Source organism: Vibrio sp. 10N.247.311.13 (assembly GCF_041467595.1).
Taxonomy (GTDB): domain Bacteria; phylum Pseudomonadota; class Gammaproteobacteria; order Enterobacterales; family Vibrionaceae; genus Vibrio; species Vibrio crassostreae_C.
Genome location: NZ_JBFSUX010000004.1, coordinates 33391 through 47814 on the forward strand (window position 1 = coordinate 33391; position 14424 = coordinate 47814).

At 44.1% G+C, this 14424-nt stretch carries 10 protein-coding genes; 3 read left to right on the top strand and 7 right to left on the bottom strand.

Annotated features, from left to right (window positions below):
• Positions 1 to 382: 382 nt before the first annotated feature.
• From AB6E52_RS02865 to AB6E52_RS02875, 3 genes are all read right to left on the bottom strand, one after another.
• On the bottom strand, positions 383 to 2287 hold the full coding sequence (locus AB6E52_RS02865; protein ID WP_102321296.1) for a bifunctional UDP-sugar hydrolase/5'-nucleotidase: 1905 nt from the start codon (positions 2285 to 2287) through the stop codon (positions 383 to 385).
• A gap of 301 nt (positions 2288 to 2588) precedes the next feature.
• Complete coding sequence (locus AB6E52_RS02870; protein ID WP_102321297.1) at positions 2589 to 3578, bottom strand: zinc-dependent alcohol dehydrogenase family protein; 990 nt, start codon at positions 3576 to 3578, stop codon at positions 2589 to 2591.
• A gap of 20 nt (positions 3579 to 3598) precedes the next feature.
• Positions 3599 to 4387 carry a phytanoyl-CoA dioxygenase family protein gene (locus AB6E52_RS02875; RefSeq protein WP_102321298.1) on the bottom strand — a complete coding sequence of 263 codons (789 nt, stop codon included), beginning with the start codon at positions 4385 to 4387 and terminating at the stop codon, positions 3599 to 3601.
• Between the two features lie 318 nt (positions 4388 to 4705).
• On the opposite strand from AB6E52_RS02875, the gene AB6E52_RS02880 reads away from it, so the two are divergent.
• Positions 4706 to 5914, top strand: a complete 1209-nt coding sequence (locus tag AB6E52_RS02880; RefSeq protein WP_102321299.1) for a GGDEF domain-containing protein — start codon at positions 4706 to 4708, stop codon at positions 5912 to 5914.
• Here AB6E52_RS02880 and AB6E52_RS02885 read toward each other — a convergent pair.
• Positions 5883 to 6764: a DMT family transporter gene (locus AB6E52_RS02885; protein ID WP_102321300.1), complete on the bottom strand. Its 882-nt coding sequence runs from the start codon at positions 6762 to 6764 to the stop codon at positions 5883 to 5885. The two genes, AB6E52_RS02880 and AB6E52_RS02885, sit on opposite strands and share 32 nt — an antisense overlap.
• A 185-nt stretch (positions 6765 to 6949) precedes the next feature.
• Positions 6950 to 8281 (bottom strand): MFS transporter, encoded by a 1332-nt coding sequence (locus AB6E52_RS02890; protein ID WP_102321301.1) that lies wholly within the window; start codon positions 8279 to 8281, stop codon positions 6950 to 6952.
• Between the two features lie 317 nt (positions 8282 to 8598).
• On the opposite strand from AB6E52_RS02890, the gene kduD reads away from it, so the two are divergent.
• Both kduD and AB6E52_RS02900 read left to right on the top strand, forming a co-directional pair.
• Positions 8599 to 9360, top strand: coding sequence for a 2-dehydro-3-deoxy-D-gluconate 5-dehydrogenase KduD (kduD, locus tag AB6E52_RS02895; protein ID WP_017067926.1), 762 nt, complete (start codon positions 8599 to 8601; stop codon positions 9358 to 9360).
• Positions 9361 to 9413: 53 nt separating this feature from the next.
• Complete coding sequence (locus tag AB6E52_RS02900) at positions 9414 to 10052, top strand: RpiB/LacA/LacB family sugar-phosphate isomerase (RefSeq protein WP_017067927.1); 639 nt, start codon at positions 9414 to 9416, stop codon at positions 10050 to 10052.
• 122 nt (positions 10053 to 10174) lie between these two features.
• Here AB6E52_RS02900 and AB6E52_RS02905 read toward each other — a convergent pair whose 3' ends face one another.
• Together AB6E52_RS02905 and AB6E52_RS02910 are read right to left on the bottom strand one after the other, a co-directional pair.
• Positions 10175 to 12784 (bottom strand): hybrid sensor histidine kinase/response regulator, encoded by a 2610-nt coding sequence (locus AB6E52_RS02905; protein WP_102321302.1) that lies wholly within the window; start codon positions 12782 to 12784, stop codon positions 10175 to 10177.
• On the bottom strand, positions 12777 to 13988 hold the full coding sequence (locus tag AB6E52_RS02910; RefSeq protein WP_102321303.1) for an acyl-homoserine-lactone synthase: 1212 nt from the start codon (positions 13986 to 13988) through the stop codon (positions 12777 to 12779). Before AB6E52_RS02910 ends, AB6E52_RS02905 begins: the two co-directional genes overlap by 8 nt.
• Positions 13989 to 14424 lie beyond the last annotated feature (436 nt).

A 14424-nucleotide genomic window follows, 5' to 3' on the forward strand; every position in this document is an offset into this window, starting at 1 on the left:
GATTAATTTTGCTAAGGCACCTAACAAAGCAGCGATAGCGAAAACCAATTCAGGGTTATTCATATTATTACCTATAAAGAAGCTCTCGCCTTATGTGAGAGATTCTTCGTATTATCAACATGCATGTGATGGAAGGCAAGATAAAGAAATGGGGCTACCTGTGGATAACTATATGATTTATTGGGTTTTACTAAAAGGGGGGGAGGCGGTGTAGCCTTCAAGTTGCAAAGTACTTGCTTACAATAGTAATGAGTGTGTCAAAGAGTCTGCTTTTACTTCTATTTTTCAACGTCAATTAATATGGATCGTACTCAACTTTCCGTAATCAACGACCTAACCACGCTCTAAGCGTCGTTAAGTCGTTATTGGTTGAGGTCAGGGGTTAATTGAGCGCTTCAATCAGAGTGATTTCGCGTTTGATTTGCTTACTCTCTTGCTCAGTCGCCTGCGCCAGTTTCTTTTCGCGTGTGGTTATGGCTGCTTGTTTGGCTTCGTCAGATTTGAACATCAGTTCTTTTACGTTGATAGAAGCGATGTTTGTGTAGCGGCCATCGTCACTGGTTGGGATTGATATGGTTTTATCATTAATCAATGATTTTACGATCTCACGCTGTTCATTGTAACGACTCTCTAAACCAGAAAGTGCCCATCGTTGTTGAGGCTTACCCTCATACTGGCCGTTCTTTTCTTCTTTAAGATACTTGATAGTCATGTTACGAATCGTGCCTGCTTCTTCTCCATACTCTGCTTCCGTATCAAAGAGTACAGGGAATGATTCACCTTCTAGCACGCCGCCTTTCTTGGTTAGATGACCCATTCGATAGCTATTCATACCAATACGGATCTCTGTTTGATCAGTAACCGGTGTGCCATCAGCAAACGCGAGGTTGGTGATGCGGGTACCTGCAGGTTGAGTGAGGTCGATGGTATAAGTCACGCCCGCGAAGAAGTCATTGGTCGAATATTTTGAAGCTCTACGTTCAGGGTTAAAGCTGTAGGTCACATCGCCAGGTTGTACTGAGTTGAAGTAGCCTGCAGACCATTCCATGTAGGTTCTTAACTCTTTGCCTGTCATCTGATAGACAGTGATTTCGCCACCTGCGTATTGGTAGTTGTACGCGATGTCTTTGGCTTTGATTGGGCCAACATCGAGCTCTGCATTGTCGTTGTCTATTTGAAGTGCAATGACATTGGCTTTGGGTGCATAGAAGAAGCTCGCTTCTTGGAATAGCGCACTGATGCCTGTGTCTTGAACATGGACTTGAGGGATACCGCGGATTTCGTTTTCTGGGACTAAATCAACGCCGGTAAGTTGAGCGACAGGTCTGTTCGCCATTTCTCGGAGTTGTTTGTGGTAAGGCTGGTATAACTCGTCCATATTCTCATCAGAGTCGATACCTTTAATTTTATAGGTGAAGCTGTCTTTGTTGACGAGAGTGAATGTGCCATCGCGCTCTTCAAATTGAAGATCGATACGAGATAGGGCGCGGCCATATCTGTCGGGTTCAGTAATAATAACGCCATTTACAACGGCTTTATCGATGCGAGTGTGCATGTGGCCAGCGACGATGGCATCAAGCTCTGGGTTTGCATTGGCAATGTCGGTGACACCGGTGTCGGCAATGTCATTCTCGTTCTCAATTCCCATATGGGCAACCAATATGATGGCATCCACTTTATCATCAATCTCTTTGACGATTTTCTTCACTTCCAAGGTTGGATTAGTGAAAGTGACGCCTTCTAAACGGTTGGTACCTTGCGCAAAGACCTCCGTCATTGGGGTGTCCATTCCGATCACGCCGATCTTAATGCTACCGCGTTCTAGGATGGTGTAACCAGGCAGGAATGGGTTTCCGTTTTTGTTCTTGATGTTGCCACCGAGAGACTGCCCTTTAAATTGGGTAACGGCCCTGTTGAGGGTTTTGAGGCCAAAGTCGAATTCGTGGTTACCTAAAACCCACACATCGTATTTCATGTGATTAAAGCCAAGCATCATTGGATCAACGGGCTCGTCTTTGAAGGTTTCTACGAAGTTGCCTTGGATGGTATCGCCAGCGTCGACAAGGATAATGTTAGATTGCTCTTTGCGGATCTCACCAACTTTGGTCGCGATTTGGCTCAAGCTACCACGAGTGTTGAGTTTATCTGCCGCGTAATCCCACGCCATAAAATGACCGTGGATATCTGAAGTACCCAGTATCGTGACATCGTGTATATCGCCATCAGCTGCAAAGGTGGGAAAGGCTAGAGAGAGTAGGATGGCGCTTGATAGTATGTGTCTTTTCATAATTATGTTCACATCGTGGTTTTAAGTATGACGCGACCATATAGAATCGAGGTTATCTTATGGGTGATCAGTATCATATTTATAATGATATAACTAATTGATGTTTCAAATAAATGTGATTCATGACCATCTCGTAACCACTTAAGTTATGGAGAAATGCACCACAACTCTTCGCTATCTTTTCAATCTTCGATTTCTTTAATCAAACTTCCTAAGCGATGGTGTATTAACAAGCACGCTTGTAAGCTGTTGAACGTCTTGCCTGTTGAAATAAACAAGGTATATATCGTCCAACTCTCACTTACTGTGGCAGTAAGATGATCTTGCCCTCTAGGCGTGTGGTTTTCGATTCAATGAGATCAATCGCGGTTTGCACTTCATCGAATGGTAGATAGCGGTCAACGTCGAGCTGAATGTCGTTTGTGATGAAGTGATCTAGCATGGTCGTGAACTTATCACGGCGAACATCTTTACCTTCTGCTTCCTCCCAATAACGCAAGAAGAAGGTGCTGAAATCGATGTGTTGGTTTTTCGCGTACTCAAAGAAGCGTGGCTCGTAAAAATCCAACGACAGCGTCCCATAGTTGATAAAGCGCCCGTTGTTGCCAAGGGTGTGAACAAGATCGGTTCCGGGTGAGCCGCCAATCGCATCAAAGGCAACGGTTGGCATAGGCAAGCCTAATGCCTTAATTTGAGAAACTAGATCAGCGTTCGCATCTATCACCCAACAGGAAGTGGCAGGGTATTGTGTCTGCTGTGATGTAACGACAATGATGTTGAAGCCGAGTGATGCTGATAACTGGGAGAAGATCTTACCGATGGCTGAACTGCCCGCGTTGATGATCAACACATCGTCTTGGGTCAGATTGGCTATTTCTGTCGTTAGCACCCATGCGGTTAGCGCATTAATGTACAACTGACAGGCGTAGCCATTGTCTAAATGTTGAGGAATTTGGAACAGATTATCTGGTGATACATCGACATAGTTCTGCCATGTTCCACTGGTTGCCACAAGCACTCGTTGATTCACTATAAACTTAGCACTGCTGGATTCTACAATCCTTCCTACCGCTTCAAATCCCGGTACTCTCGGCGGCTGATGGCTATGTTTGTATTGGCCCACACCATAAATCGACAACAGATCACTAGGGTTGATGTTAGTCGCTTCAATTTGTACGCGAACTTTATCTTTGTCTAGTACCCCTAAAGCGACATGTTCTAACTTGAGAGATTCTTTTGGCTGACCGAAACGGAACTGGCTAATTCGGGTATTTTGCTTAGTGTCAGTCATAGTTTGGGCACCTTTATGGATTATGAGTACTGCATTGATTTTAAGTGTAGCGTGTTCATAAACAACCTTGGGTCGCTAATATTGCTTAAAATAGCTGGCGTCGGTAAACAGTCGTCATCAACGTAGTCGACATAGTCTGCCGCCGAATCGAAGATCAAAATATCCAAAGCCAAACGATCCAAGCCATATCGGCCTCGGTGGATCATATCCGCTGAAAACACCAATAAGTCACCTGCGGCTAACGGTATCTGCTTACCACCAGAGATGTCATCGCTGCTCACTTTGCCGTTTTCTTCTTGGCGAACATTGTACTCTTCTTCGTTATCCCAACGTTTGTGCGTGCCGGGGATAAGCTCCATACCTGGCTCATCAAAAAGGGGCACTCGCAGATGCAATACCTGGGTTTCCATGATGACTTTCATCTGGTCATCAATGTCGTAGTCGTATTGACAGTCACGATGCCAGAAGTCTTTTTGCTGCGGGTTTACTGGGTTGAAGAACAGCTGTGTATTCATGAATGCCGGTTTGTTCGGAATCACCGCATCAACCACGTCCATCACTTGTTTCGAGCTGATGAAGTCGAAAAGCACGCTTCTATCGTCGGCAGGCAAATACTCGCTTCCCGTAATTAAAGACGAGTTAAATGCCTCTTCTTTATAGAATTCTTCGTTGTCTGCTTTCCATGATTCATGAAATTTCAGCACGACTTTTCTAAGCGATGCAATTTGAGCTTTATTGAAATAATTTCTGATAACAAAGTAACCATGTTCGTCGTAACGGTCACTTAATTGTTGGCTGTTTTCTACCACTGACTACCTTCGTTCATTCTTTGCTGTGTAATAACTAAGGTCAACAGCCCTAGAGATTTCTTGGGCGCATAATGCCAGACAGTTGTCATTCAACCAAGTAACGAGTGCAGAAGCCTGTAGATTCAGTGATGCGATAAAGCTCTATGGGGGCGAGTGTTACATGCCTATCCATATCATGGACTCATGCGATAAAAATCTCCGCATGTGTGATCTATCCCTTATTTTATAAAATGAAAAGATTCATATGGTGAATGTTTTTGTGGTTTGCATGATTATTGACCATGTTGAAATTTGGTTGCGTATGGAAGATAGAAAATCATGGATGGTTTTTCGCTGGATATGAGAACACTTAATTTTATTATTATTTTGTTCTCTTTCATTTACTGCATTGGCTTGTTGCTGTTCCAATTTACCCAACAGTCCATTAAAGGGCTTTCAATTTTTTCCATTTCAATATTTGTTATCGGAAGTGGGCCGTTGATGTTGAGCCTAAGGGGGGAACTCCCTGATTGGATCACTGTTATTGGCGCTAACATGGTCATTGCGCTTGGCTTTCATCTCGCTTTGTATAGCTTATGCTTATTCCGAGAATACTCACTAAAATGCACCTACCTCAGCACTCTGATGATGCTGGCTCTTTTGCCATGTTTTATTTATTTCACGTACTACGAACCTTCCATCAAGGCTCGAATTATCCTCATTAGTTTCTATTTGGCCTTTGTGACTATTTGCACTGCCTTTGCGGTATTGAAGGGTCAACGTGATGACTTGACCTTAGCAACTCGGATGATGGCCTTGTCATTTTTGATATATGGCGGGTTTATGGCTTTCCGAGTAATGGTGACGCTATTTTCAGCTGAGCTACAGGATTTCATGGCGGCTGCACTCATTCATCAGCTTGCCTTTTTGGTGAGTATTGTTCTTATCGTATCGATGAGCTTTACAATGCTTTGGTTGATCAATGCAAGGTTGCTTAGGTCTATTCATGACCTGTCTTACAGTGACCCTTTAACGGCACTTGGAAATCGCAGAGCATTAGATGAAATGGTTCCAGTCATCATGAAGCAGGCGGGGACTGCACCTGTCAGTGCCATTATGATGGATATTGATAATTTTAAGTCGATCAATGACCAACACGGACACATTGTGGGTGATCTCGTGATCAAGTCTTTTGCTGAAATGGTTCAAAGTGCGATAAAAACATCGCCAACAGCCAGCGCGTTCCGTTTTGGCGGAGACGAGATAATGATTTTATTGCCCAATTTTAATTTTCTCCAAGCACAGGCTATTGCCTGCAAGCTGCGATTATCTATTTCAGAGGTATCAGCAGTACAAGAACATGAGATGTTTCTGACATCGAGTTTTGGTGTTGCTCAGCTTCACCCGCATGAGAGTTGGAATGGGTTTATTAGCCGAGCCGACAAAGCGTTATATCAAGCGAAAACAAACGGTCGCAATATGACTTCAATTTGTCCTAGTCATATTAACGAGATCGTCACTGCCACATCACCAATACCGCTGCAATAGAGAGTAAGATGAGTGCAAGAATGTCTTTGCGTGCGATGCTTTGCCCTAACCAGAAGTAGGATATCAACACCATGAAGATCACTTCGACTTGCCCAAGCGTCTTTACGTACGGAACGGCTTGAAGTGACATTGCGCTAAACCAACCCAGAGAACCGATAACACTCGCTAGGCTTGTCATTACGACCAGTTTAGATTTCTTGAATATCTGGCGCAGCGTGTCTCGCTCTCTGAAAAAGAGATACGTACAGATAATGCATGTCTGAAGAGTTATCACCAAAAACAGCACCCAAGCAGCGCTGTGAGGGAAGGGCAGCCCTATGTTCAAGCTTGCTTCACGTACCCAAAGAGACGTTAAAGCAAAAGCGGTACTACACGCCATACCTAACAAAAATACTTTCGGAGATAAGCTTCTCCAACCAGAAGAACTACTCATGATTAGTACGCCTAATGTGCCGATAAGCACGCCGACCCAACCTGTTAGTGTTAAAGCAGTACCAAAAAACAATACGGATAGCACAGCAGATACGGGGGCTTCACACTTAGCTAAGCCTGCTCCTATCGCATAGTTTTCGAGCTTAAATAACATCACCATTAAACCCGTCGCGAGGATCTGCATAATGGCTGCTGCAATAATGTAGAAAACAAACTCACCCGAAAAGTCAGGTGTGGATACTGGCTTCCATTGATAGAGGGCGCACAGATAAATTAAGGCGATTGGGCCTGCCCAGATAAAACGCGCCAGCGTCACACCAGCAACACTCATGGTGCCACTTAACTTGCTTTGAAAGGCATTGCGCCAAGATTGGCTGAAGGCTGCGAGAAGAGTAAAGGCTATCCAACTAAATGACATGACGCTTCCGTGTGTTATATAAAATTATGATTATATTAACAAATTTAACCAATAGAAGAAGGGGCTTGTTTGTTTATTGAGCGTCCATTTTCAGGCGATAGTCTATTTGGGTAAATCAGAACTTTGTGCGAGCTAACCTTTGAAGGGGCAGCTCATTGAACTTCAACACAATACAGCTAGCCGCCTCAAAAAATGGGCTCTTTTCGGTTCTTGAAATAGAACAGTGCGCTTATCGAAATGAACAGTAAGGTGAAGTAATAGAAAAACGAAGACAGTGAGGCCAAGAAGGCAAGGTTCTGTTCTATTTCTTGTTCGGTGTAGCCCTGAGACACCAACTTATAGTAGTAAGCGTACAAGATACCGATCAGACCGTATCCGAGGTTAAACATCAAACCTTTGAAACTAAGAACGGTGGCTCTGTTGTGTGATTCGGTTTTTTTATTCAGGTGGTAGCTGATGAAAATGTTCATCGTCATGATGATAAAGATTAATACCAGTGCCGGAATGACCCCGTAAATCGACCAACCCAAACTGATCCAGTAATAAGTCGCCATGCTGGCCAATCCCATAACCACTATGAAGGTTTTAGGCTCAATGCTCTCTGCTAATCTTCGGCTTTGTCCTGCCAATATAATCTTAAGCAAACTGATACCCGCGCCAATAAAACCGAAGTAGATAATTGGAATATCAATGGCCAGATAGTATTGGCTGTTCATGGTTAGGAACATGCGTGAGGTGTGTTCGAATAGGCTGTAGTAGAGCAAGATGAACAGCACGTAAGGCGTAGCAAATACCCACTTACCCGCATCGATCGTCAATTTAAGACTTGAGATGGTGGTTCCCAATTTGGTTTGGTCGCTTGGCATCACCTTTTTATCTTCGCGCATATTAATCGCGGCATAGATGGCGATCATCGCTACAAATAGGGTGGCGAATACGGGAATACGCATCAGATCTTTAGTGCTTTCTGGCTCGGCTAGCCCAAGGAAATGAAAGATGTTCGTCATAAAGTTCACATCGTACATCGCCGCACCAATCAGCGTGACAAAGATACCGACGGTTGAGGCGACACTAAGCTGGATTTGCAGCACTCGCGGCCACAACTCTTCATTGCCTTGTTCCTTTAAAGTGTCGTAGGCCAATGCCTCGTCAGCACCGCTGGCCAGTGCCATCGCTAAGCCACTGAGAATCCGGTTAATCAGAAAAACAATGAACACCAAGTCGGGGTTTCCGGTTGGCACTAGCGCTATCATGGCGATCTCAACAAACATCACAATCGAAGACAGCACCACCAGTTTCTTGCGGCCTAAGGTATCGGCGAATGCACCCGACGGTACTTCAGCAAGCACAATGGTGGCCGCCCAAACTACATTGAGCATCGCGAATTGAGACAGGGTTAACCCGTAATCTAAATAAAGTAGTGTGAATATAGGGTAGTAAAAACGCGCAAAGTAGCTGCTTCTAAACATCAAGAAGTAGCGGACATTGGGAATTTTAAGGATCTCTTTGAGCGTCATGATAATTTCAGTAATTTAGATAACACATTATTATGTATAACCCTTTTACTCTTTTAAATCATGGAATTGTTGCCAAATCCCTAAAATATCTGGTTTGGGTGATCTTCGAACTCATTGTTCATAGTGGGTTATAGGTTTCTCGTCTTCAAATCACTTTCCCCTATTCATTTAGTTTGTGGTGCAGTTTCACTTGTTCGACTGATTTTGGTGCAAGATCGAACTTCTATAACGTCGCTCTCGTATTTACATCTTATTGTATGATTTAATTATTGGTAATAACGATACGCAATGAATCCAATGTAATTGAGGAAGCGAGCATGATCTTAGAGTCATTCAGTCTGGAAGGTAAAGTAGCGATAGTGACGGGCTGTAACACGGGGCTTGGGCAAGGTATTGCATTAGGCCTAGCGGAAGCCGGTTGTAAGGTTGTCGGTGTTAACCGAACAGAGCCTGAAGAGACTATTGAGAAAATGAGTGCAGCAGGTCATTCGTTCCTAAACGTGAGTGCTGATCTTCTCGAGCAAGCGTGCATTCCAGGGGTTATAGAGCGCACTTTGGCTGAGTTTGGCCAAGTCGACATTCTCGTGAACAATGCAGGAATTATTCGCCGCCAAGATGCTATTGAGTTCTCAGAGCAAGATTGGGATGACGTAATGAACGTGAACACCAAGACGGTGTTCTTTATGTCTCAGGCTGTTGCAAAGCAATTTAAGGCTCAAGGTACTGGCGGAAAGATCATTAACATTGCATCGATGCTCTCATTCCAAGGTGGCATTCGAGTTCCTTCCTATACGGCTTCAAAAAGTGCTGTGATGGGCGTGACACGTGCGATGGCGAACGAATGGGCGCGCGATAATATCAACGTGAATGCGATAGCCCCCGGTTATATGGAAACGAACAATACTCAAGCTCTGCGTGAAGATGCTGAGCGTAATCAAGCGATTCTTGAGCGTATTCCGGCTGAACGTTGGGGTAAACCGCAAGATATCGCAGGTCCTTGTGTGTTCTTAGCATCATCAGCATCGGATTACATTAATGGCTATACCATTGCTGTTGACGGTGGTTGGTTAGCACGCTAATTAGTTTTTTATTCTAAATTTTGAGTTTGCAGCAATCTTGCAGGAGAAGATAAATGAAAATCGCTTTAATGATGGAAAACAGTCAAGCAGGCAAAAATGCTATGGTATCAGCTGAACTAGAGTCAGTTGCTGGTGGTTTTGGTCACGATGTCTTCAACCTAGGAATGACAGACGAGAACGATCACCACTTAACGTATATTCATCTAGGTATTATGGCGAGCATTCTGATTAACTCAAAGGCTGTTGACTTTGTTGTGACAGGATGTGGCACTGGCCAAGGTGCTTTGATGTCACTGAACCTGCATCCGGGGGTGGTTTGTGGTTACTGCCTAGAGCCATCAGATGCTTTCTTGTTTAACCAAATTAACAACGGTAATGCTCTCGCTCTCGCTTTTGCTAAAGGCTTTGGCTGGGCAGGTGAACTCAACATTCGTTATATCTTTGAAAAAGCGTTCACAGGCGAGCGTGGTAATGGGTATCCACTAGAGCGTGCAGAACCACAGCAACGTAATGCAGCAATTTTGAATGAAGTGAAAGCTGCGGTGGTAAAAGATAACTTTATTGATTCTCTGAGAGCTATCGACCAAGATCTAGTGAAAACAGCGGTTGGCAGCGAACGTTTCCAACAATGCTTCTTTGAGCATTGCCAAAACCAAGAAATCGCTGATTATGTTCGTTCACTTTTAGATTAATTAGAGCGTTTAGTTCTGATAGAGCCAGCCTTGTTCGGCTGGCTTTTTGATGAATAATTAAAGGAAAGTTGTGAGGCAGACAGTAATCAACTGGAAAAATGGCGATTCGTGTTTTCCTGAATTTACTCTTCATCTTCGGTTTCTTTGGGAGCATTCGACGCCCAGTCTTTTTCAAGCCAGTTATCGAGCACGTGTTGCAGCACGTTCAAGGAGGTTGGTTTCTCTAGGCGACCATCCATCAACTTGCTGATCATATCTAACTCGTGCTGTCCTGATTCGCCAGACAAAGCAATGATTGGCGTTTGAGGAGAGCGTGCCTTGATGATTTGGCTTGCGTCAAAACCATTCATTATCGGCATTTGTACGTCCATTAAGATCAAATCGACCTTGTGTGTTTTGAACAGCTCGACAGCATTCTCGCCGTTTTTAGCTTGTAAGCTATTTACTCCAAGTCGACTCAGGTACATCTGAACAAGCGTGCGTTGTACCTCTTTGTCATCGACGATAAGCACGGTTGGAGCCAAATGGTTCTCTGGGGCTAGCGTACTTGTTGGCTCTGAACTTTGCGTTTCCGCTTGGTTATCTGGCTTAACTTCTGCATTGGATTTGTTTTCAGTTGTGGTTTGATTACTTTTCCAATCATTGAAGTAAGGCGTACGAAGTGCGTCTGCTTTGGGTGCATTGGGCACCACCGGGAAGTACAGGTGGAACTCAGTAAACTCCCCAAGTTTAGAGTGGCACTCAACTCGACCGCCAAATGAACGCATTACACGTTGGCAATAGCCAAGCCCTAGGCCGCTACCACCGCTTTTTTGGTAAGAGAAGAAGTCATCAAAGATCTTATGTGCAATGGCTTCGTCAATGCCTGGGCCAGTATCTCGGAATATCAGAACGTTCTCGTAAGGTCCTGTGTTGGTGCTGATCTCAATTTGGCTTTCTGGATAAGAATCAAAGTAATATATTGCATTGCGTATCAGGTTGAAAATAACGAAATTGAATAAGGTTTCATTGAGCTTTGCTACAAAATCAGCGTGTTGTGGTAAACGAATGCGTTCAATGATCTTTTCATTCTCAAAACCATAGTGGCTTACGGCTTGATCCACGGCTTTGTGGATAGAAGTCATGGTCACAGGGCCGTGTTCAGGCGTACTGTCACTGACTTCGCGCAGGATGATATCAATCAGTTGTCGCCCGCGTTGAATCGCCGCTTGGCCATTCTCAATATCCTTTAGGATTTGTTTCGCTGGGGCTTGGTTATCAATGTGCTGTTTTAACACCTCAAAATGCAGCTGCACTTGAGCCAGCGGGTTACGCATTTCGTGTGCGATAGAATTAGCCAGAGCGCGACTTTGGCGAATGCGTCTATCGGCTTCAATGGTGCTTTGTACACGAGTTAACAAGGTTTGCAGTGCAGAGATCTCTTCGTTAGAGAACATCTTATCGTTGCTCTTATGTGATGAGACCAATAAGTGCGTGACCGATTTCCCCTGACCAAATAAAGGCATCACCAAAGCGGTGTCGTTTGAGCTCATCTTGTCATATAGGGCTTTTATCGAGCGCTTGGCTGGTGCGGTGTAATCAAGCTCCTGAGACAGCTCATCGAACACTAAAACGGACTTGTTGGTAGACAGGTAATCTTCGTAGAAGGTTTCGTTGTAGTTGCTGTTCACCAGACGCAACTTGTCTTCGGGAATCTGCAATAGGCTACCTAATCGACGCATTGCATCATCAATCGACAGCTTGAAATCGTCTTCTAGTGAGAGGATCTGTTGTACTGGCGTTTTCTTGTTTCCGTAGACAAAGAACGAGGCGTAGTGGCTTACGCGCTTGTAGAGAACATGCCACGTGATGCCGATAATCGCGCAGATTGGGATAGCAACAAGCCATTGACTGTCGTCTGTCAGCGGGATAAATATCGCGCCAAAAGGGATCACCAAAACAGCACAAACCAACATCGCATTTAGGCTCATGTACGCCAGGTATTTCACGCTGTAGAAGCGCGAGGTCAGCAGGGCATAGCCAACGAACAACATTTCACTTATCGACAAAGCTGGTGGCAGCCAAGTGAGCGAGAAATCACGCAAGAAGTAGGTCATGCCTAGGTGGATCGTCGCAGTAGACAGCATGAAGACTAAAATGCCGGCGATCATATAGTTGGTTTTGGCTAAAGTTAGCTTGCTGCTGTTGGCGCGCATGGCCACCAGGTTGAGTAGTGTTAGCACTACAAAGCTAATCATCCCAATAAAGAAGTACGGCGTATGCGGGCCAAACTCAATCACGAACTGGCTTGGGCCTGCAATGGTGACGTGTTCAACGGTTAACCCCGGACTTAAATTGATAAAGAAGGAGTAGACGGTCAGGGTGACGAAAATGGCTTGCTGCCACACATGAACCTTACCATTACGTTGTTCAGCGGCGAGTTTGCACGAGAAGTAATAGGCAAAGGCAAACGCAAAGAACGAGGCGAGGTTGGCAAACTTTGCGGCGAACACGGCGGCCGAGGCCCCAAGTTCCGGTAATAAGTCGGTATGGAAATAAGCGTTACTGCTGATCCACGCAACAATGCAGATCGAATACGCGATGTAAGGGGCATGGTGTGTCCCTGCGATCACTTCGTTCTTCTGTTTCAGGCGATAGCAGTAATAGAACAACCACATGACAACCACTGCCACGGTTGCAAGCAGGGTGATTGCTTTTGCATAGATGATCGCCTCAAGGCCGAAATCAAACATGTTCATCCTTTTTTGCCGAGCGCAACTTTTCTAATGACTTTCTACTCTCTCGCACTGCGCGTTTGTAGCCGCGGAAATCGACATTATTGAACGCTTTTACCATTATCTCGAAATTCCAAAACCCGCGATAAATTGTTGTGCCATCATCATTTAATTCGCAATACCCAGCATGGAAGTATGCATTGGAATCAATGGTTTGATAAAACTGAAGCATGAAAGGTTGTTCAATGATGGTGAAACCAATTTTGTAGCCAACTTGATGTAAGACGCTCATTAGCTCTTTTTGAGCGAGATAGAGGAAGTAGAGTTTTTGTTGGGTATTTCCACTGACGGTTAAGCGCAGAACTTCACATATGGCTCGAGATTCGGACAATTGTAACTGGAATTGTTGGTCAAATTCTGGGAGAGAGTAACATTTTGACAGTGTAGGCGGTGTGAAAAGTTGTAACTCTGCGAGTTCATCGCAGCCGTAATTGGGTAAACAGTATTGCCATTGCTCATTGCTGAACGGCGGTGCGTAACTTAGCCAAGTGTCATTCTTAGACCAGTCTTGAATCAGCGCAGAGGAAACCAGTGTTGGAAAGGCTTCATCGACTGGATGCTTGAGCAGAATAAAATGCTTACCTGCCTGAGAAAGGTGTAATAAAGGCAGCATCTCAAACCATTTCTCGCCCTTGATGAACACCTCGAGATTGCTTAAAGCAATGGCATCGCTGATTGGCATTCCTTGTGGGTGACTCGGTGTTTTTACCAAAAGTGGCTCATGTTCTATCTGTTCGATGATCGCACCGTAATAAGCACTGTCATTGATAGGGAGGTCGACATGAGAAATGGAGCTTGGATTTAATGGAGATTTTGCTTTGATCGCAGCAATTTCACACTCACACCAGAAATCTAGCCAATGCATATAGCACTGCCCTACAGCCTGCTCTAGAAGAGCAATCTCTGCAGATAGTGTATTTGGATAGCGCAGAATCAGATCGCGGTAGTCCATCACCTCAAACAATACAGAGTAGCTTTTGTTTTGATGCTCTGGGAAAAGCAATTCTAATTGGCTTCTACGATATTCAGTCACGCTTTGAAAAAGCTCAGTGCGCTCATGTGGCTGATAAGTGCTGATGACGAGCTCTATCAGCGCTCGCTGTTTTATTTCGATAGACAGACTGCTAGCCAACAGTGAGCCTAAAGACGACGTTAATTTCATGTTTAACCTAGCCTAGGTTTATATAATTATTTTTATTTGATCTGCACTATCTATAGGACACTGATTTTAGGTATGTGTTTGAAGTTACGTTACTTTGAGAGAGCTAATCGTAACTTTACTTGTGTCCATGTTGTGAGAAGTAAGTTGCATAATCGGGTGAGATTTTACTACTTGCACCCACCCTTAACAATAAAGATTTTCCATATTTGAATGAATTCACAGATGAACAAAGTACATTATTATCAACAACTTGTAGGGTTGGATCACAGTTTTAAAATCAGACATGATTAAGTCGAGCATAAACTTTTGGATTTATAAAATAATTTCAAATATCTATTTTTTGAACCAATATCATAATCCACATCAAGATGAGCTCATCTTATTAATCGTGATAGGAATGTTTTTGGTGTGAAGTATGTAATTATCTGATTGATTA